Annotated in this window: 18 protein-coding genes; 7 read left to right on the forward strand and 11 right to left on the reverse strand. The window is 48.6% G+C overall.

Going from position 1 to position 20,632, the window contains the following annotated elements:
* The first annotated feature begins 11 nt into the window (after nucleotides 1–11).
* A complete protein-coding gene (locus tag ACSF8X_RS19640) occupies nucleotides 12–902 on the forward strand; it encodes an amino acid ABC transporter permease (RefSeq protein WP_500852126.1) in 891 nt (296 codons plus the stop codon).
* 20 nt (nucleotides 903–922) lie between these two features.
* Here ACSF8X_RS19640 and ACSF8X_RS19645 read toward each other — a convergent pair whose 3' ends face one another.
* The 4 genes from ACSF8X_RS19645 to cobU form a co-directional block, all read right to left on the reverse strand.
* Nucleotides 923–1,450 carry a GNAT family N-acetyltransferase gene (locus ACSF8X_RS19645; RefSeq protein ID WP_047880644.1) on the reverse strand — a complete coding sequence of 176 codons (528 nt, stop codon included), beginning with the start codon at nucleotides 1,448–1,450 and terminating at the stop codon, nucleotides 923–925.
* Between the two features lie 278 nt (nucleotides 1,451–1,728).
* Nucleotides 1,729–3,213, reverse strand: a complete 1,485-nt coding sequence (locus tag ACSF8X_RS19650) for a cobyric acid synthase (protein ID WP_500852082.1) — start codon at nucleotides 3,211–3,213, stop codon at nucleotides 1,729–1,731.
* 11 nt (nucleotides 3,214–3,224) lie between these two features.
* Nucleotides 3,225–3,893 (reverse strand): histidine phosphatase family protein, encoded by a 669-nt coding sequence (locus tag ACSF8X_RS19655; protein ID WP_500852083.1) that lies wholly within the window; start codon nucleotides 3,891–3,893, stop codon nucleotides 3,225–3,227.
* Between the two features lie 27 nt (nucleotides 3,894–3,920).
* A complete protein-coding gene (cobU, locus tag ACSF8X_RS19660; protein WP_500852084.1) occupies nucleotides 3,921–4,454 on the reverse strand; it encodes a bifunctional adenosylcobinamide kinase/adenosylcobinamide-phosphate guanylyltransferase in 534 nt (177 codons plus the stop codon).
* A gap of 261 nt (nucleotides 4,455–4,715) precedes the next feature.
* On the opposite strand from cobU, the gene ACSF8X_RS19665 reads away from it, so the two are divergent.
* Both ACSF8X_RS19665 and ACSF8X_RS19670 read left to right on the forward strand, forming a co-directional pair.
* On the forward strand, nucleotides 4,716–5,090 hold the full coding sequence (locus ACSF8X_RS19665; RefSeq protein ID WP_500852127.1) for a YgiW/YdeI family stress tolerance OB fold protein: 375 nt from the start codon (nucleotides 4,716–4,718) through the stop codon (nucleotides 5,088–5,090).
* A 247-nt stretch (nucleotides 5,091–5,337) separates the two neighbouring features.
* Nucleotides 5,338–6,156, forward strand: a complete 819-nt coding sequence (locus ACSF8X_RS19670; RefSeq protein WP_047880647.1) for an alpha/beta fold hydrolase — start codon at nucleotides 5,338–5,340, stop codon at nucleotides 6,154–6,156.
* A 79-nt stretch (nucleotides 6,157–6,235) separates the two neighbouring features.
* On the opposite strand, the gene ACSF8X_RS19675 is transcribed toward ACSF8X_RS19670, so the two are convergent.
* The 3 genes from ACSF8X_RS19675 to ACSF8X_RS19685 all read right to left on the reverse strand — a co-directional run bounded on the left by ACSF8X_RS19675 (nucleotide 6,236) and on the right by ACSF8X_RS19685 (nucleotide 9,261).
* The gene (locus ACSF8X_RS19675; protein ID WP_500852085.1) at nucleotides 6,236–7,039 is read right to left on the reverse strand and encodes an alpha/beta fold hydrolase; all 804 of its coding nucleotides are present in this window, start codon (nucleotides 7,037–7,039) and stop codon (nucleotides 6,236–6,238) included.
* Between the two features lie 83 nt (nucleotides 7,040–7,122).
* Complete coding sequence (locus tag ACSF8X_RS19680; RefSeq protein WP_500852128.1) at nucleotides 7,123–8,475, reverse strand: MATE family efflux transporter; 1,353 nt, start codon at nucleotides 8,473–8,475, stop codon at nucleotides 7,123–7,125.
* Nucleotides 8,476–8,682: 207 nt separating this feature from the next.
* The gene (locus ACSF8X_RS19685) at nucleotides 8,683–9,261 is read right to left on the reverse strand and encodes a nucleoside triphosphate pyrophosphohydrolase family protein (protein ID WP_500852086.1); all 579 of its coding nucleotides are present in this window, start codon (nucleotides 9,259–9,261) and stop codon (nucleotides 8,683–8,685) included.
* Nucleotides 9,262–9,590: 329 nt separating this feature from the next.
* On the opposite strand from ACSF8X_RS19685, the gene ACSF8X_RS19690 reads away from it, so the two are divergent.
* Together ACSF8X_RS19690 and ACSF8X_RS19695 are read left to right on the forward strand one after the other, a co-directional pair.
* A complete protein-coding gene (locus ACSF8X_RS19690; protein ID WP_500852087.1) occupies nucleotides 9,591–10,307 on the forward strand; it encodes a glycerophosphoryl diester phosphodiesterase in 717 nt (238 codons plus the stop codon).
* Nucleotides 10,308–10,433: 126 nt separating this feature from the next.
* The gene (locus ACSF8X_RS19695) at nucleotides 10,434–11,726 is read left to right on the forward strand and encodes a DEAD/DEAH box helicase (RefSeq protein WP_500852088.1); all 1,293 of its coding nucleotides are present in this window, start codon (nucleotides 10,434–10,436) and stop codon (nucleotides 11,724–11,726) included.
* A 100-nt stretch (nucleotides 11,727–11,826) separates the two neighbouring features.
* Here the strand turns inward: ACSF8X_RS19695 and ACSF8X_RS19700 are convergent, their stop codons facing one another.
* Both ACSF8X_RS19700 and ACSF8X_RS19705 read right to left on the reverse strand, forming a co-directional pair.
* Entirely contained in the window at nucleotides 11,827–12,678 is an 852-nt protein-coding gene (locus tag ACSF8X_RS19700; protein ID WP_500852089.1) for a PfkB family carbohydrate kinase, read from the reverse strand.
* Nucleotides 12,679–12,699: 21 nt separating this feature from the next.
* Entirely contained in the window at nucleotides 12,700–14,556 is a 1,857-nt protein-coding gene (locus tag ACSF8X_RS19705; RefSeq protein ID WP_500852090.1) for a beta-ketoacyl synthase, read from the reverse strand.
* Nucleotides 14,557–14,679: 123 nt separating this feature from the next.
* On the opposite strand from ACSF8X_RS19705, the gene ACSF8X_RS19710 reads away from it, so the two are divergent.
* Both ACSF8X_RS19710 and ACSF8X_RS19715 read left to right on the forward strand, forming a co-directional pair.
* On the forward strand, nucleotides 14,680–15,660 hold the full coding sequence (locus ACSF8X_RS19710) for a GlxA family transcriptional regulator (protein WP_047880655.1): 981 nt from the start codon (nucleotides 14,680–14,682) through the stop codon (nucleotides 15,658–15,660).
* 451 nt (nucleotides 15,661–16,111) lie between these two features.
* Nucleotides 16,112–16,513, forward strand: a complete 402-nt coding sequence (locus ACSF8X_RS19715) for a hypothetical protein (RefSeq protein ID WP_169753953.1) — start codon at nucleotides 16,112–16,114, stop codon at nucleotides 16,511–16,513.
* 132 nt (nucleotides 16,514–16,645) lie between these two features.
* On the opposite strand, the gene ACSF8X_RS19720 is transcribed toward ACSF8X_RS19715, so the two are convergent.
* Nucleotides 16,646–16,903 (reverse strand): hypothetical protein, encoded by a 258-nt coding sequence (locus ACSF8X_RS19720; protein WP_500852091.1) that lies wholly within the window; start codon nucleotides 16,901–16,903, stop codon nucleotides 16,646–16,648.
* A gap of 164 nt (nucleotides 16,904–17,067) precedes the next feature.
* On the reverse strand, nucleotides 17,068–20,604 hold the full coding sequence (pulA, locus tag ACSF8X_RS19725; RefSeq protein WP_500852129.1) for a pullulanase-type alpha-1,6-glucosidase: 3,537 nt from the start codon (nucleotides 20,602–20,604) through the stop codon (nucleotides 17,068–17,070).
* Nucleotides 20,605–20,632: the final 28 nt, after the last annotated feature.

Raw genomic sequence — 20,632 nt, forward strand, 5'->3', positions numbered from 1 at the left:
ACCATACCAAGATGCCGGGCCAAAAGCGCCCGGCCCTCTTGCCACTCAACGCGCTCGACTGGATCTTACTGACCGTTGTCAGTCTCTTTTGTGGCTGGCTCTACTACCGCTCAGCGATTGGGATCCAATACCACTGGCGCTGGAGCCAGGCATTTGACCTGATCTTCACCCGAGGCCAAAACGGAGAGCTTCCTTATTTCTTTCAAGGTGTAATCGCAACAATACGCCTGAGCCTATGGGGAATGCTGTTTGCCGGCATACTAGGTGTCATTCTGGGGCTAGCTCGGCGATCTTCACTCGCGATCATCCGCTTCCCTGCCCAGGCATACATCCAGTTGGTACGCAATATTCCCCCACTGGTCTTTGTTTTTATTTTTTATTTTTTTATTTCCAGTCAGTTGGTCCCGGCCCTTGGTTTGACATCCGTTCTACGCGATATCCCGGAGCACACCAATATCGTCCAAAATATTCTTTTTGGACCCGCAAAATTATGGGAAAACTTGTTTTCGGGGATTCTGTGTGTAGGCCTAATTGCCGCGGCCTACATTGCTGAAATCGTACGCTCCGGGATCGACAATATAGCCAAAGGACAGTGGGAAGCCGCAGACTCCTTGGGCCTATCTCGCTGGGATCGGTTTCGCTACGTCATTTTCCCGCAGGCACTGACAGGGATCGTACCGCCCCTGGCGGGACAGTTCATCTCATTGGTCAAAGATTCTTCAATCATCTCGCTGATCTCAATTCAGGAGTTAACTTTCGTTGGCAGCGAAATAGCTAACTCGTCGGGGATGATTTTTGAGATCTGGCTACTTGTTGGCGCAGGGTATTTATTCCTATGCCTAGGACTCTCTGTGCTGTTCGGCAAACTGGAAACACACAGTCAGCGACATCGCAGACGGTAAATGAAGAATCACCCGTTTCACTAACGGGTGATTTCAAAAACGCACAGCTTATGGTTGTGCCTTTCCTTATCGCCAATATGCTCCATGCCGATCTTTTTCATTACCTGCCGGGCGGACATATTTCGGTTAGAAGTAAATCCGATAATACGGCGGAATCCCCCCTCGCGCAGACCATACTCGACAATTGCACGACCTATCTCGGTTGCATAACCCTGATGCCAATGGTCTTCACAAATTGTCCACTCGATTTCGGCGTCATGCTCGCTGTCACCGTAAGGGTTCAAGCCAACACGGCCAATCAGGGTATTACAATCTGACAATATCAACGGGCAATTGAAATAGTGTCCGCGCCACTGCCAGCCATGTCGATTAGCCTTGAACCATTCAAGCACATCACGGGCCTTCGCCTCGGTCCAGGGTTCTTCCTCGGTATAGGTATGCACAGACTGGTTCGACATAATGCGATGAAGGCTATACAGATCACCTTCATGCCAGGGGCGGATATAAAGACGTTGGGTTTTGATACTTGGTGCGACATCTAAAATCATCTTTATCCCTCTTTTAAACGGGCCAGAGCCTTCATTCATCCCTGACCTGTTGTTGGCGTTCAAACCTGTTGCGCATACCCTCTTAGCAACGTTTGTCTACTGGCAAACTATTGCAAATTTCAAATTACCCAAACAGCCTCACTCAATATGCAGGATTCAGAGATCCATTCTCAGGGTTCTTGTCTTTCTTCATCCTGCATATTCACAACCGCTATGCCTTGCTGAGAAATCAATACATTCTCGTTAAAACAGGTCTCTTAAGGTTGTTTTGGCATATGTTATTTAATTGTAGCAAACATATCAGCCCATTCCGGCCACAGCTTGCCAAGATCCATATGTGCTTCAAGCGTGTCGGCCAATCGGTCAATATGTTGTTCACGAAGCAGGTCAAAATCCGGTGTTTTAGTCGCTTCCAACCCAGCCCATGCCAAAATCGCATCACAGGCTTCAGGCTGCTCGAAAATACCATGCAAATACGTGCCGAAAACTTGGCCATCAATACCAATCTGTCCATCGGGGCCATCAGTCAACATAATCGGCGCATCAGCCTTAACGCCTTGCGTCACCCCAGCATGGATCTCATACCCTCGAACTTCAACTGCTGCCTGCTCTGGCATCACCAACTTTCCTGTCACGCGCTTGAGTTGCTTATGGGGTTCAAGCACCGTCGATGTCTGCAGATATCCAAGCCCTTCGCTGCTGCCCGGTTCACCCTCGATGCCATCAGGATCTGCAATCGACTCACCCAGCATCTGGTAGCCGCCACAAATTCCCATCACCTTGCCACCCAACCGCAAATGACGCGCAATCTGCTTATCCCATCCCTGCTCTTTCAAATACGCCAAATCACTGCGAACACTTTTCGTTCCCGGAATAATAATCAGATCCGAAGGCGGGATTTGCTGCCCTTTACCGACAAATTGCAGGTTAACCTGCGGGTGCATCCGCAATGGATCGAAATCGGTGTGATTGCTGACCCGCGTAAGCACAGGAACAGAAACACGCAGTGGGTTTTCATCGCTATCGACCTGCTGGGCATTAATGGCATCTTCCGCTTCCAGCATCAAACCGTGCAAGTATGGCAGTACACCCAAAACCGGTTTACCTGTCTTCTCTTCCAGCCATTCCAGACCATTTTCCAGCAACTTGATATCGCCACGGAAACGGTTGATAACAAACCCTTTCACCCGCGCCTGCTCTGATTCAGACAACAACGCCAGTGTACCGTACAAATGGGCAAAGACGCCGCCACGATCAATATCAGCCACGATAATCACCGGCACATCAGCCTTTTCGGCAAAGCCCATATTGGCCACATCATTTTCTCGCAAGTTGATCTCAGCCGGGCTTCCCGCACCTTCGATAATCACCGTCTGGTATTCCTGCTGCAACAAAGCAAAGGACTCCATAATTGGCCCCATAACCACTTTCTTGTAGTTGTGGTAACCCACGGCATCCATATCAGCCAGCGCCTTACCCTGTACAATTACTTGTGCGCCGGTATCGGTATTTGGCTTTAGCAATACCGGATTCATATGTACGGTTGGCTCAATGCCACATGCTTGCGCCTGTACGGCCTGTGCGCGGCCTATTTCACCACCATCCAGCGTTACAGCGCTGTTCAATGCCATATTCTGCGATTTAAACGGGGCAACATGGATATTTTTGCGTGCCAATACCCGGCATAGACCTGCGGCCAATACACTTTTTCCAGCATCGGACGTAGTCCCCTGAACCATCAGGGCTTGAGTGGTAGATTGCATGAGTGTCTCACTTAAAATTGTTGCTGAATTGGCCACTGAATTTGCGGCCAATGCTGTCCTTGTTGATCGGTAAATACCGTGACGCGGTAACGAGCCGCATAAGGTAATTCAATGCGGTGCAAATAATTGGCATTTTGTGGCAGTTCAAGCAGGAGCCGTAGGAGTTGCTTCATCACCCCGGCATGGGTAACCACCAGCAGACGCTTGCCTAACTGCTCATTAAGCAAGCACTGCCATGCTTCAGCGATGCGCGTATCAAAAGCCTCTAATGACTCTCCACCATGAGGGTTACCTAGCCATGGGTTTTCCCAGTATTTTGCCAGCGTAGAGCCATGCTTCTCCCACAGCGACTGATGGCTCTGGCCATCCCAGTCACCAAAATTCATTTCCATCCATTGGGGATTGAGGCTCAAGGGTTGTCGGCACTTTTCAGCAAAAGACTGCGCAAAATGGCTGCAACGCTGAAGGGGGGAGCTGATCACCGTTTCGATGTCATCCAAACCAAGCACCGCCTGCTCCATTTGCATCATTCCTGTCTCGGTTATCACAAAATCTGTATGACCCCGCAAACAGCCATGTCCATCCGGTAGGCCGTGCCTTAAAAAGTCTACCCTCGTATAAACACCATGCGGCAAAGCGGCTTTGTCCTGCCCGTCTTGGTTTTGCTCTGGGTTGGCCATATGTATGCTCTCCCTTTGATGAGATGACTATGCGAATGCTGGGCCTTTTAGTACCTGCGATAGCCCTGCCGTCACAAACGTAACGCGATCGACTTGCTGGGCGATGGCTTGATGCAGCCAACCGCTCTGGTCAACAAACTGGCGGGATACCTGACCAAGCGGCACAATCCCCTGACCGACCTCGTTGCTGACCATAATAACGCGGCATTGCGCACCGGCTAGGGCTACAAGCAACTCTGATTTATGCTCGGCCCAAGGCTGAGGAAAATCATCATTAAACAGACAATTGGTCAACCACAGTGTCAGGCAGTCAATCAACACGCAATACTCGGGCTTGTTGTACGTCCGGATCACCCTCGCCAGATCAACGGGCTCTTCAACCAATAGCCACTCTGCCGGGCGATCCTGCTGGTGGCGCTGAATACGTTCGGCCATTTCGTCATCGTCGGCTGTGGCTGTTGCCACATACACAACCTTCAACCCTGACGCCATTGCCAACTGTTCGGCCAGCCGGCTTTTGCCTGAACGGGCACCGCCTAATACCAACTCTGTCGTTACCACTTCTAACCCTTCTTTTTACCGCCATTTAACTATTGCGGCATTTTAGCGAATGGCTTCCCCATCAACGAGTACTTTCGTGAAAGCCAACTACAAATGTGAGAGATAGAACCAACGAGCCCGCGATCCACCTAACGATCGCAAAAAGTTGAAAATGAACGGAATCTGAATATCCAACTCATCAATAGTTCAGTCTGTTGGGTGTTTAATAGAACCATCAAGACAACATGACTTCAACACCCCACATAGGAAGACCAAATTATGATTAAGAAAACAATTATCGCTATCGCTACCGCAGCCATCATCCTACCTACCGCCGTTTTTGCTGGTGAGCATAACCAAAAAGAAGATCGCATTGTCAGCTATAACGGCCCTGTAGAAACCGTCACTGTTGCTTCGCTAATGGAAAACAACAGCATGTTTGCCGAAACCAAAGCCGTTGTTGAAGGAACGCTTATCAAGCAGATCAGCGCCGATACCTTTATCTTCAGCGATGGCAAAGACACAATCCAAATCGAGCTAGATGACGACATCATTGTTCCACATGCTATCGACGCCAACACTAAGGTCCGTCTATTTGGTGAATTTGAAGGCGGCAACACACCAGAGATTGAAGTAGATCAGCTTCAAGTTCTGTAACTACGACGAACGTTTCCACTGCATTATTTCGTTACGCCTATTGCGTAAAATAGATTCCAAGCCACTGAGTCTTTTGCCTTGCCCCGCCAAATTGCGGGGCTTTTTTCATCAATCCTCTGTTCATTTTTTGATACCTGTCACACCGCCAATCTGCAATATTTGCAAACAATTCAGAGTCTGAATAAATAAGCGCTGGTGCTAAAATCATCACCAGTTTGAGCAACCACCCCTCAACGAAAGGCCAACAATGTCAGATTCATTGCTATTCCATAAAACCTATCTGCACCCTACCAGCAAAGATTGGGTAGTCTTCGTCCATGGGGCCGGGGGAAGCTCGTCGATTTGGTTCAAGCAACTCAAAGCATTTAAGCCCCACTTTAACCTGCTGCTGCTGGATCTCCGCGGGCATGGTCGCTCAAACAACATGTTCAGAGACATGGTTAAGAACCCCTATACCTTCAAGACCGTTACAACTGACATTGTTCAGGTTCTCAACCATCTCAAAATTCAATCAGCCCACTTTGTCGGGATCTCTCTCGGCACTATCATCATCCGAAATTTGGCTGAGCTCGCCCCTGAGCGAGTCACATCCATGGTACTGGGCGGAGCCGTCACTCGTTTGAATACCCGCTCTCAGGCTCTGGTTAAAGCAGGCAACCTTTGCAAGCATATCATCCCTTATATGTGGCTCTACCGCTTGTTTGCCTATGTCGTGATGCCGCAGAAAAATCAGCGCGAATCACGGCTTCTGTTTGTTAATGAAGCCAAGAAACTATGCCAAAAGGAATTCAAACGCTGGTTTAAATTAGCGGCAGACGTAAACCCGCTGATGCGTTATTTCAAAGAAAAAGATTTGTCGATCCCTACCCTCTATCTGATGGGTGACAAAGACTACATGTTTATTAAACCCGTCAAAGAAATGGTGACATGTCACCCATTCAGCAAATTGACCGAATTTGAAAACTGTGGCCATGTCTGCAACGTCGAAAAGCCTGAAGAATTCAACGCCCACACGATTGCGTTTATTCAACAAAACATTAATAACAAACAACAAATTGCAGCCTGACCACTAACCATCCAGCTAAAAAACAAAAAGCAGCGTTTTCGCTGCTTTTTATTCATCGTTACATACTTTTTTGTAAGGCCTACAGATGCTTTGCCAAAAAAGCCTCTAAATGCTTGGTCACTATTTCTGGCTGCTCCAGATTACTAATATGACCTGCATTAGGAATCAAGACAAACTCACTGCCCGTTATACCATCATGCATTAGCTGTGACTCCAATACAGGGCGCATTCGGTCTTGTGCTCCAACCATAATACACGTTGGCAATGCAAACATTTCAGCATCTTCGAACATATCTCGACGACCAAAAATCATCCTGCCCGCTTTTGCCAAAGCCAATGCCTGTTCTCCATTGGCTGCCAGCAACGGTTGGCGGAATTGCTCTACAAGAGCAGATACCGGGCTCGTCCCGAACTGTCTAACGGTAAAGAAATCGGCAGTATCTGACGAAATCGACTTTTGTGCTTCCATTTGCTTGATCAAATCGAAGTACTGGGTATGAACAACTTCTGGCTCTAGCCCCACGAAAGTATCCATCAAAACCAGCGCCCTAACCCGAGACGGTACCTTAATCACCATTTCAGTTGCCCACATACCGCCTGACGACAAACCCACCAAGCTGAATTCGTCAATCTCCAACTCATCGAGCAATGCCAGCACATCATCGGCATAATCAGCCAGAGTCCGAGTCTGAACTGGCGCAGGCTGAGACTGACCATGCCCCCAAAAGTCAGGCACGATACAGCGGTATGACTGGCTCAGAGCCTCGATTTGGGGAGCCCACATCCGGCTGTCCCACATATAACTATGGCCAAATACCAGCACAGGACCGGTTCCTTGATCCAGATAATGCATCGTGCTTGCATTAACCGTAAATGTCGCCATTACTCTTTTCCTTCAACTGCTTATTCATACTTACTGTACGGTTCATAAAGTACATTGTCGATATTGCCGAGGCAAAGACACCTCTAGATCGAGGCATCTGGACAGAACTTCGCCGCTACACGCTTCACGCCTTGCTGATATAACACCCACGCCAGCACTCCGGCGAAAACGTTGCCCACCATCGCCCCCATGAAAATCCCCTTAAGACCCAGTAATTGCGCTCCCAGCCATAGGATTGGCAAGAAACAGACAAACAAACGCAACGAAGAAATGACAAGCGCCCTCATCGGCATCGCCAACGCATTACAAATTGACACCATCAACATACAAACGCCAAGCGGCCCCAGACTGATAGGCACCCATACCAAGTGGACAGACAAAACATCGGAAACTGCCTTCTCGCTCGCGAGCATCTGGCTCAGCCAAGGAGAAGAGATATACAGCAAAACGGCAATGGCAAGTTGCCATAACAACACAAACTTCACCGCTATCTTTATCAAGGCCTGAATACGCGGCATATCCCCATTGCCCAGCATCCGCCCGACCATTGGCGGCATTGACATCGTCAGGGCCAATACCGTCACGATAGCAAAGAATTCCATGCGAGAGCCTAATGCCCATGCAGCAACTGTCGCCGCACCGAAACCAGCAACCAACTTGGTTGCCAGCATAGACGACAATGGTGGCAGTAATTGGCTCAGCATTGCTGGTGCCATAATATTCGCTAATTCTTTCATCGATGCTGGCACATCAAGGTCATGCCAGTCCATGCTCATCCAGTGTTTTCCCAGCACCTTGGGATAAACAATGACAATACCGATACCGAAAGCAGCTACCGTCGCCCATGCCGCACCCACCAGCCCCATATCCAGCGTAAAGATGAACAATGGGTCAAGGCCCATATTCAATACGCTGGTCACAACCATCAAACTACCTGGGAGCATAGTATTTCCGTTTGCCCGACACAGACTGTAAGCAAAGTAAAGCATCGCCCCTGTCCATGAACTCAACAACCATACCGGCCAGTATTCATCCACTACGGGGTAGACCTCAGGTGGGGCACTCAAGAGCTGTAAAATAGGCGCTCGGACAAACCAGATTAACAAACAAATAGCAAATACGCTGATCGCCCCGGTAACCACCACCAAACCACCAAGCTGCTTAGCCCGTTCATTATCACCCTGTCCCAGTACCCGAGATATCAGGGATGTAGTGGCAATACCCAACCCCACTTGCAAGCCGATAATCACCATCTGCATTGGCAGGGTAAACCCCTGTGCAGCCAACGGTAATATCCCTAACTGACCAATAAACGCACTATCAACCAACTGAAAACTCATCAACGACAACACACCAAACATCATTGGCCATGTCATCTTAAATAACTGGCGACCCAATGCGCTGTCGGTACATTGCTCGCCTATCTTTTCTCTCATCATTTATTCTTTTATATCCTTTAGCCTGCACTCACCGCCTAAACAAACGGTCAGGCCGAGACGAACCGACACGTTGCATTAAAGTTTATACCCAGAAGACGCCATCAGATGGAATTACAATATATCTAAGTCGGTTGCGACCAAAACAAAAGCCCCGACAGTACGACTATCAGGGCTTCTATTCTAAGTGCTAGGAATTACGTTTTGTTACGCTGTAACCAATTTCACCAAATCCGCAGGGCGGTAGTAAATTGACTTCAATACTTTACCTTGGCGGATCAGCTTGTCGCCCAGATCAACGTCTTTACCACATTTTGCAATGATGTATTCGCCTTTTACGCTACCGACAATTTCAACACCTTGCTTAGCGTAATGAGCTTGAGTCTCTTCAAATTCAGACTCGTTGCGGCATACCTTGCTCATGTTGCTTGAATGAACTTCGTCCCAACAAGCCACAAAATCAAAACCCAAACGCTGGGCAATTTGCAACAACAGATCGATCAGGTAGCTAATACCCATGTTCGACTCAACCTTATCATCGCCCAAGTGAACAAGGCGGCCCATCAGTACATATACCGAATCAACAATAGCATCCGCTTGCTCAACCAGAGAATCAGCCTCGGCCAGTTCGGTTAGCTCTTCGACGGCCAATGATGTGTGCAACGCATCTGACTGCTCGTTCAAGGTTGATGGCGACTCAATATCCAAATCAAATGTACTGCGGAATTCGCGGATATCGCGGTACAGGTGGTCAAACAACGCTTGATCTAATACAGACAGCTTCATGCAATTTTCCTTTAGTTGATCGACGGCAACTTGTGATCACGAGTCACCGTAATAGAGCACTTTTCTCGGGGCAACACACGGCAATACCAAAAAATGAACACGGTATGTCGGTCACGACCTGCAACCACAGGCTTGACTATCGTGAACAACCTGCATCACTCGCGGAAAAGTTTGAATCGGCGATTATATCTGATTTAGCTCACATTTGGATCTTCATTAAGAAAATCTTCAAGAATTCGCTAATACCTTAACCTAGCCGATTATTCACTACCCTAACATCGCAAAGCTCAGTAAAGTAATTAATCTCCACACATAAATTGGGATGAAAAATGATTAGTGGCCACCGAGGAGCCAGAGCCCTGGCGCCTGAAAATACACTGGCAGGAATGAACCTTGCAGCTGACTGCGGGGTAGAGTGGATTGAAATAGACACCCAGCTTAGCAAAGACGGAATTCCTGTTATTATCCATGACAAAACCGTCAACCGTTGCACCAATGGCAAAGGCAAGGTCGCAAGCCTTACCCTCGAACAACTGCAATCCCTTGATGCAGGAAGTTGGTTCGACCCGCACTTTGCAACAGAGACCATCCCGACCCTGTCACAAACCCTCGAGCTCTGTACCAACCGCGGTCTATCTCTCAACCTAGAAATTAAAATTTACCACCCGCGAGAAGCCGAACCTCTCATTGACGCCATCGCCGATGTCATCAAACAGCACAACTACCCTGCTGAGAAACTGCTGCTCTCTAGCTTCGACATCGCAACCCTTCAGCTATGCCAGACACACATACCCGAAGTACGGCGTGGCTATATTTGTGATACGTGGAACGGCAAGCGCCTTGCCAAATTAGCGAACCTCGACCTGTTTAGCATCCATATCGACCACCGGATCCTAACCCCAGAGATTGCTGAAACCATCAAGCAGCAGGGCCTAATACTCAAGGTGTGGACTCTTAATGACCCATCACAGGCCGAACGCATGTATGGTATGGGGGTAGACAATATCATTACTGACAATCCCCCTCTGTTCATGGCAAAACAATAACATCGAGAAATTCTGACGGCTGGGGCAAATGATTCAATTTGGTATTAAACTAGCATCTTCCAGTGACTGGGGTATAATCACCGACCATATTTTTTCAGGCCCAACCGTCTGCTTTAGGAAAAAAGAATGTCATTTGCATCACAAAACTTTTCTCAGGAAATTGTACGCGCCCTCACTGAGTGCGGATACGAGAAATTAACCCCAGTCCAAAAACAAGCGATCCCTCACGCTCGTCGCGGACACGATATTCTTGCCAATGCACAAACAGGTACAGGTAAAACTGCTGCGTTCTCACTGCCTATCATCCAGCAGATCCTTGATAAACCTAAGCAGCGCGGCCGTTTCAATGTTCGAGCACTGATCCTTGCCCCGACTCGTGAGCTTGTTGCCCAGATTGCGCAGAACATTGAAAACTACACCAAGTACACAGAGATCAAAACAGCCGCTATTTACGGTGGCACAAAAATGTCATCTCAAGAGAAAAAGCTAGAGCAAGGGCTGGATATCCTTGTTGCCACACCGGGTCGCCTGCTTGAGCACTTGGATCTGAACAATGTATCACTGGCTAACTTGGAATTTTTGGTGTTCGATGAGGCTGACCGTATGTTGGATATGGGCTTCGTTGCTGATATCCGCCAAATCATGTCAGGTGTTCGCTCTACCCCGCAAACCATGCTGTTCTCTGCCACTTTCTCAGCACAGATGAACAAACTGGCTTCAGAAATTCTGCGTAAACCTAAGCGTATTTCTGTAAGCCCGGAAAATGCAACAGCAGATACCGTTGCCCACGTTGTGTACCCAGTTGATCAAGAACGCAAGCGCGAGCTGCTTTCTGAGCTGATTGGCAAGAAGAACTGGAAACAGGTTCTGGTCTTTGTGAACTACAAAGAAACAGCCAATGAGCTAGTTAAAGAACTGAAACTGGATGGTATCAAGGCCGTTATTTGCCACGGCGACAAAGCACAAAGCGCACGCCGTCGCGCATTGGACGAATTCAAAGAAGGTAAAGCCCGCGTAATGGTTGCAACCGAAGTCGCAGCCCGTGGTCTGGATATCCAAGGTCTGCCTCATGTTGTTAACTTCGACATGCCTTTCCTTGCCGAGGACTACGTACACCGCATCGGCCGTACTGGCCGTGCTGGTTTGGAAGGCCATGCCGTTTCTTTTGTTAGCCGCGAAGAAGAGCTGACTCTGGTTCAGGTTGAGAATCTGATCAAACAGCGTATTCGCCGCGTTCAGCTAGACGGTTACGAGCCAAAGAGCCGTGATGCCCTATTGGAAAAAATGCACACCAAGGCAGCATTCAAGGATCGTAAAGGCCGCACCAACAACCCTAGCGAGCAGTCTGATGCCGAGCGCCGTGCTCGCCTGCGCCGTACTGTATTAAACCGCTCTAAAGTAACAACACTTAAAAAGTAAGTTATTGGCCGGTTGCAAGCCAAATTGACCAAAAAAAGGGGTAGCTATCGCTACCCCTTTTCATTTTGTCCAGCCTCATTATCTCTGACAGAGCTTATGCTTACTCCGATAAATACTCGCGAAGATTGTCCCCGGGTACCGAGCTGACCGTTTGAACGGCAAAGGCAGCCCATTGTGCACCTTCTGTCATTGAGGTGGCAATATCATGCCCAGACAGCAAACCGTGGATCATACCGCCAGCAAAACTATCCCCCGCCCCCGTCGTATCAACGACATCCACAGGCAGGGCCGGTACATTAACCTTGCCATCCTGACTATATGCTGTCGCGCCATTGCTGCCATCAGTAACAACCACATACCGCAGATGTTCTCCGGCAATACGCCAGCCATAACCCCACACATCGCCATCAAATCCGGTATGAGCCAATAAGTCAGAGCGTGATGTAATCAATACATGGCAAGGGCGGCTTTCATCACTTTTTGGTAGCTGTGCGACAACCAAGGTATCCGTATCAGCCAACGCCATCTCGGCCCATGCCTCAATACCGATGGCAGAAGAATTTACATACAGAGCATCCCAACGTTTAAACGAAGGCGGAGCCGGCAATACAAATTCAGGCCTGCCCGGCCGAATAATGGTTCTTTCACCATCAGGAGTCATCAACAATAACAATTCTGGGGTCACAATGTCGTTACGCTGTAACAACGCGCAATTAAGCCCAACAAGGCTAGCTTCTGCCAGCAGCCAGTCTGCGGTTTCATCCCGGCCAACCTGACTGACCAACGACACGTTATGGCCAGCCCAGACCAACCCCAACCCAGTATTGGCCCCACCGCCGCCTAAACGACGGCCTTCATCCTGATAATGGTGCCGACCACCGCTCAACAGCGGCTCTTCCAACTGTAATACCCGGTCACAATTGAGGTTTGCAACCAACATGACATTTGCCATCTATGCTACCGTTACTGAATATTAACTGTAATCAGCATAAGGATTTTCTGTTGCAAGAGGAATGCCCTTGGCAAAAGAATCCAACTGTACACTTTCCTGAGTCAGGGTAACGGAAGTTTCGTCCATCACACTCTCGCCAAAATGATAACGAATATTTTCAATACCACGACTCGCCGCCTGATCATTACCTTGGGCCAATTCACGGACAGGTTGGTTTTTGCCATAATAGCTCGCCATCACACTGTCACCATGTTTCTTGCCCAGCATCTGGAGCGTCTGGGCTGGAGAAAGCACCAAGCCCGATGCATTATTGCCACCAAAGCCCTTGGCATTGAGAATTACCGCTTTAATCTTCTCACCCTTATCTCCGAAAAACGCATGGTCGGTCAGAATATTGAGATGCGAACGATGAACATCATCGGCGATATGATCAATGGTTTTGATACCAGGAACCCAGCCGTACTGCCATACGCCCAATGACGCAATTAACTGGTCGCCTGGAGCCGCCCCCATCGAGTGACCGACATAGGATTTCACTGCCGTTACCGGCCAATTGTCGATATTAAATGTCTTGGCAACCTCATTGAGGATATGACTCTCTGTCACACGGTTCTGCGGCGTTCCCGTGCCGTGAGCCTGTACATAAGTCTGTTGCAGGCCCTCTTGGCCCAAAATCGCCTTGGCAAGCGCGGCGGCCTTGGCCATGGTCACATAGTTACCTACGCCCGGTGCCGAAATGGATTTCTTGTTCGCATCAGCATTGACGAACACATCAGCCACCGAACCATAAATATTGGCACCTAGCTCAAGCGCCAGCTCATCGTCCATCAACACGACAAACTGAGCGGCTTCAGCCATTGTGAAACCGGCATTGGCCGAAAATGGTCGACAAGCACGGCGGTTATCAACGTCTTCTGTTCCATCCAATGCCATTAGCTGTGTGTCTTCCGCCAAAGCCCCCATGACCCGAAAGCCTTCCATCAACTCAGCAACGACTGGTGCCTCTGCGTTACCAACAATCGCCACCCTTGCCGTACCACGCTGGATATCATTCATTCCCTGACGCAGGTTGTACAAGAACGTCGCACAGGCTCCCATATTGGTGCCAGTGCTACCAATACTGTTGATAACGTAACCATTGATAAAATCAGCGGGCATCTCTGCCAAAGAAAGAGCCATCATTTTTGAGCTGACGCGCCCCCCAGTCAGCGGTGCGGCCAGCATCCCTGACAATGATGCGTCATCCATTTGCCCTAAAGCACTTCCCGCATATACCGACACTTGATCAGGATCGATATGCGACAGAACCGTTTCCCAGTCCATTCCGAGCGAGTTCAACGCATCTGAGGCTCCATACAGGGCCAATTTCAAGCCGCGTGGATGAAAACGTGAATTATAGAGTTTGCCCGGATCAAATCCGGCTGGAATATTACCGCCACTCGTTACAGGATAACTCACGCGATCCTCTAGCAATGCGTCCAATTCACCTTTTACCGTGATCATGACTTTGCTGCCCTGCTCTTCGACAACCCAGTTATCGGGAATACAAGTCGGCAGTTTGGACTTACGCAAAGTAAAGGTGAGCTCGTCACTTTGGCTGCTCAATGTCGTTTTGTATTGATACAGCAAGTTATCAGGATCGAAAGAATCAATTCGACGAACCAGAGTCCCCGCCTTTATTGCCTCTATGATCTCGGCATCAACCTGCTGAGAGGTATCAGTTATCAACCCCATCCGCAGTGCGAGATCCTGCCAAGTTGCTGCCATTTCATCTTCCGGCAAAACCTCGGCAACCATCCGCTTATAACTATGGAATCCAGAGCTACGCCCTGCAGCATTCATCCCACCAAAGCCAACAATCAAAGGTAATTTAGACATCCCAAACCTACTGCATCAATTTCAATTGCAATTAGATTACCAATTTACACTGTTCATTCATCTGGCATTTATGCCATTATCACTGACATAAATGCCAAGCATGCCATTAAGACGAGTTAGCAAATGAAAAATGTCGCTTTCCTTCTCTACGACCGAGCCTTGATTACCGGAGTATCCCTTGCTGCGGAAATGCTCAGTAGTGCTTCAAGGCTTCGTACACGCTCCCAACAAAAGCAAAAACCACTGAATATCACCGTTGTCGGCCCCAGCCTTGAGCCAATGGCAGCAAGCGCTGGACTTCGACTCCAACCCGACACGACCTATGATAATGAACAATCGTTCGACACGGTGATATTACCACCAATGTGGGGAAATCCACTCCAGTCGGTTCGGCGACACCCAGAAATCATCCGCTGGCTACAGCAGCAATATCAAAAAGGGGCAAATCTAGTAGCAACAGGGACCGGGGTTGTCTGGCTGGCAGAAACAGGGCTGTTAAATCATCTCGTTGCAACAACGCACTGGTATTATTACGACAACTTCAGCCAGCGTTACCCCAAAGTTATCCTCAACCGCAAAGCCTCTATTACAGAAGCCAATGGCTTATATTGCACAACCAGTATCAACTCACAGTCAGAGCTGATCCTCTACTTCATCGCCCAAGCCTATGGTCAGAAAATCGCAGTGACGATAGAGACCCATTTCGGCCATGAAATTTCAAAGACAAACCACCAGCCGTTTTATCAAATCGGCGGACAAATTCAATTCGACGAATCCATCGCCCTCGCCCAAGACTGGATGAAACGCAATCTTTCACAGAACATTACGGCACAAAGCACAGCAGAACACTGCCAGCTCCCTTTGCGTACCTTCAACCGTAAATTCAAAGATCAGGTCGGAGAAACCCCGCATAAATACCTACAGAGGTTACGAATGGAAACTGCGCAGCAACTACTGCGCGACGTTGGCATGTCAATTCAAGATGTCGCGGAACAAGTCGGCTATCAAGACCCACACCATTTTTCAACGCGCTTCCAGCAACATTTCCAAATGACACCTACCCAATACCGCAGAGTCGTTAAGGCCAAAATCTATAATGCCTAAAATAAACAGTATGCAAACAGGGTCATAAATAAAATTATCAATTTACGTGCTTTAGTTAACATTTGTGCTTCTAAACACTGCGCTATAATACTTTTACCGACTGGTAATATAAGTATTTCAATATGGCTGAAATGGACGTCACCGAACAAGCTGTTTGGCTTATCATAGCTTCTGGGATTATTTGCTATGCAAGTATTAAAATAACCAACTGGTGGAATAAGCGCTCAAAATGAGCGCTTAATCATTTCCGGTGTCTGTTCTAAGACACTCTGCATACTCCCCCCTCACTATACTTTTCCCTACGTATACTCATAGAGTAGGTTGTACTATGCAGTTAGGTCACATATCGGTTCTTTGTGCTATTACGCTGTATGCGGCACTGGTAGGGTGGCCATCCCAAGCAGCCATAAAACCCACTAGCGAAACAGATTTGAGCTCAGATCGGTGCCGATTGGATCTGTTTCACCTAATCAAAAATGACAAGCATGAGTTCCAGCAAAATTTACAAATCGCCTTCATTTCAGATAATCAATCCGATAACCGTTATATTGCTCTGAAAGCAGATATCTCCCACCCCGCAGGCTATACCAATATTACTTATATGCAATATGGCTCCCCTGTCGACGTATTCAGCATCAACTGGCGGCATAATGGCAACAGGCATACCGTAGGACGGGTTGTCATGTTAGGAGGAAACAGTAGCCAGCAAGCCTTTGACGTTTTTCTAAGCCGCATTTACCAAGACAAAGGGCATTTCGAATTATTAGAAAATAACCAAAAATACCGTTTTAATATTAGCCAACAAGCTATCGAAGACTTCATTCACTGCGTTAGACAGCATTTTTCCGAGTAACACCCCCCAAATATGGCTATGGCCTCTCAGAACAACGTTCTCAATGAGTGTATCAATGGCATGTAAATGAAAGGATGGGAATCCGAATAGATACAAACAAAAACGCCAGCAATAATATTGCTGGCGTTTTTGTTATGAAGCTTGTGGGGCCGGTTTGTGAGTAATATCTTCAAACTCACCATCGATGGTCGAGCCCGTCTGGCTCGAATGACCGTGGCTAGCATAGCCTTGCTGCTGCAGTGCCTCTTCGTAGGCTTTCTCTACTTTGCGCTTAATGAAAGGCTTGGCAATCAGTGCCGCAATACCAATGAACAGACCCATTACCGCTGCGAACGTAACAGTGAAAAAACCGATGACAAGCGCAGCAACACTAGTAATAAAGTTTTTCATAACCAACCTTCTCTCAACTATTTCTCTCTTACTGTATGGCTGCAGTTTATCGCAACCAAAATGAATGAAACATGAACGAGCCGTTTATCACCGTACAGCTCCTATCTTACAATGAAAAAGCCCTCTTGCGAGGGCTTATATCAATAATAAAGGGTTAAAAGCGCTTATTGCGCGGCGCGTATTCCTGCGCCTCGCTGATCCCCCCGAGGCAATTCAAAAACAACCGGTGTCCATGCTGGCACAGTAATCTTACCATCGGCATAGACGGCACCTTCGGCAAGATCCGTAACATGGCGGGCACTTCGTATTACAAGTGTCGGCCATGAGACAGACTGTGCCGTAGGCGAGGCGTTAATCACAACCACGATACCGTCAACGGCCGGATCAACATCCAGACCAGTTTCCGTACCGTTATCGATGGACATCACGATCAAACCCGGGATCTGATCTTTACCCGTGTTATGGAACGCAACTCGCTTGTTGACTTCCTTGCCTGATCCCAAAGTTATCAACGGATAGTGCTGACGCAACGCCGCCAACTCTTTGTAATACTCAGCCATCGTAGCGATATCTTTCGAAGATGGCTGCGCAAAACTCCCAGCGGAAGCGATAACCTTTTCGATAATGGCATAGTTATCCCCGTCCTTGTCCTTTCTTGGCAGTCCCTTGTTCCAATTGTTATCTGCCATCGAAAAATCAACGACGTTGTACCAATCCCCAGAGTCATAGGAATCACGCTGCATTGATTTGGAACGCAGCAACTCAGAACCCATATGGGTAAACGGTACGCCCTGACCCAGCATGGCCGTTGCCAATGATACAGCCTGCATTCTGACTCGGTCGGCAGATGTCACACTGTAATCAATCTTATACTGGTTATTGTCCCATAGCGTTTGGTTGTCGTGCTTGGAAACGTAGTTCTGAATTTCAGTCGGGTCAACGGCATAGCCTGCCGGGGCACCATTGTAGTCCAACTCAGCACCGGTGATAGTACGCCCTTTGGCATCAACGAAGGTGTAGTCTTTCAGGTTACCGGCCATACCAAGACGGGTAAGATCCGCCAAATGCAGCGCGGTTTCCTTGGTAACACCATCCATCTCGTTTGGCTGTACATAGGCCCCGTTACCGAAACCTTGGGTGCGGCGCAAACCGTCACCGCCGTCGAACGGGCCACCGCCACGTACGGCATCACGGAGGCGATCGGAAAAACTACCGATTCCGGTGCCGCCCAAATGCGGTTGGGTTGCCTGTACGAACATCGCGTCATTGGCCACTTCGCCAAAATTCCACCCTTCACCGTAGAAGTAGGTACCCGGATCAACAGCTTTTACCGCGTCCAGCGAACGCTGCATCTGATCCAACGGGTGATGTCCCATCAAGTCAAACCGGAATGCATCAATCTTGTAATCACGCGACCAAACAACCAAGGAGTCGGAAATCAACTTTTCGAACATCGCCCTTTCCGGCGCAGTATTAGAACAACATGTTGAGTTCTCGACACCGCCAGTGACCGGATTCAGACGCTGGTAGTACCAAGGGACTATCTTATCCAACACCGATGTCCGAGCGACTGGGCCTGCCGAGTTAGTATGGTTGTACACCACATCCATAACCACATTCATACCGATATTGTTCTTGATAGCCATAATAGCCTGACGCAACTCGATAATTCGCTGGTAGCCATCGGCATTGCTGGCATAAGAGCCTTCCGGCACCGTGTAATGGAACGGATCGTAGCCCCAGTTGAAGCTATCAGTCTGGGCGACCAATTGGTTCAATTCCTGAACCATAGGTTTCACCGAGGATTCATCCTTCTTCAGCTCGGCAAAAACATCACTGATTGTTTTGCCGCTGTTGCAGTAGCCGCTGAACGATGACTCCTGTACTGCAGGATTCACCTTGCACAGCTTACTGAACGGCTCATCAATATTGGCCACTTTGGCCGGATCTTCATTAATTGTGGCGATGTCGAAAATCGGCAACAGGTGCAAGTGCGTGACACCGCTATCACCCAGCTCTTTCAAATGGTTAACCGGCATACTCTCAGCTTGGGTAAAGGCCGTGAACTTTCCGCGGTTCTCAGGCAAGGTCGATACATCCACGGCAGAAAAGTCACGGACATGCGCCTCATAAATAACGAATTTAGCCGGGTTAGCCTGAGCTACGGGCCGAGTGAGCGCGTCCCAGTCAGCGGGCTTTAGCGCCTCGTTGTTCAAATCAACGACCTGACTGAACTCGGAATTCATCGACAGACTCAATGAATACGGGTCAGTGACTTCATAGGTCTCAATTTTTTGGCTGACTGGATGGTACACCGTGACACGGTAACGATAGTAATCACCAAACGCAAAATCAGACGAGCTCAGTGACCATGCGCCGCTGACCTGATCAGCAACCATAGGGTAACGGGCCGTTTCCTGCTTGCTGGCGTCGTACTTCACCAACTCAACGGCTTGAGCTGTTGGTGCCCATAAGGCAAAGTTAACCTGCTCACCCGATAAAATCGCACCATAAGACTGTGACAATGCCCCGCCTTGCTGGCCGGTATAAATGGCATCAAGTACTTCCGCTGGCTGAACTTGGGTAATTTCAATCGGCTTGCCTGCCACATCATAGGCAACAGCAATCAACTGGCCTTTTAGCAACAATTTAGGATCAGCCTTCGCAGTATCAAAATCCAGAGCCCAGCTTTCTAACTGGCTCAACTGAGGGAAACGGCTTTTCCAGCCCTGCTCTTGGGAAGGTTTTGCCGATACTGTTTTATCAACACCGGTAAAAGTATTTGTACGGTCATCAAATGCGATTGCGGCTTTCTGTGAATACAGCAGCTCTACCGAACTGGCACCAGCAGGCATTGCCAGTAGATTACGATCTAGCCAGTGGGCAGTAGCGCCTTTCATTACCGCATTAGGCATCGCTGCCATCGGGGTATAGTGCACCGTCGAGCTGCCCTCAAACGAGAAAGCAACCATACCGATAGACTGCGCCGCAGAAAGATCAAACTGGGCGTTTTCGATTAACGGTTTCTCATCACCACGGTGGGGAATGATATTAATACACGGTTTGCTGCCCGCTTTTACGGCTACATCCCAATACGCGCCGTAAGTCTCGCTATTACCCGTTAGTGGTAAACCTGCATCCCATGCGGTATCTGCCCCGGCGAAACTGTCACATTGCGCGTCATTCCACACGTGCAGTGTCAGATCATCAATATCCTTATCTTCCATATTGAGGTAGATCCGCGCCGTATTTTCAGGCAAGGCCGAAATATGCTCTGGGAACACAGCGGCGATCCCTTCTTTGGTAAATACATATTTACCCTGGGCATGAACCTGCTTGAGATCCAACTTCGCGTCAAACTCCCCTAGCGGCTTGTTGTTGCTTGAATCCCTTGGAATGAAATTCACACACTGACTTTGGTCGGCATTCAGCTCGACCACCCAGTACGCCCCTAGCTCTTCATCTACGCCTGTCACTGGCAGGCCTTTATCCCAACTAGGTAATTCCCCTGCGTAACTGGCACACTGCTCATTGTTCCATACAAACAAGCTATAACCGTCGTAGTTATTAGCCGTTGATTTCACACCGTCTTGAGCCTGAAAATAGATCGCGGCTTGGTTGTCCGCCAAGGTTACAAATTTACTTCCTGTCCCCGAGTTATCATTATTTTCAGCACTGTTGTTACAACCGACAACAAGCATTGCCGAGCACAGAGGAATCACGGCCTTT

Source organism: Photobacterium panuliri (assembly GCF_059920555.1).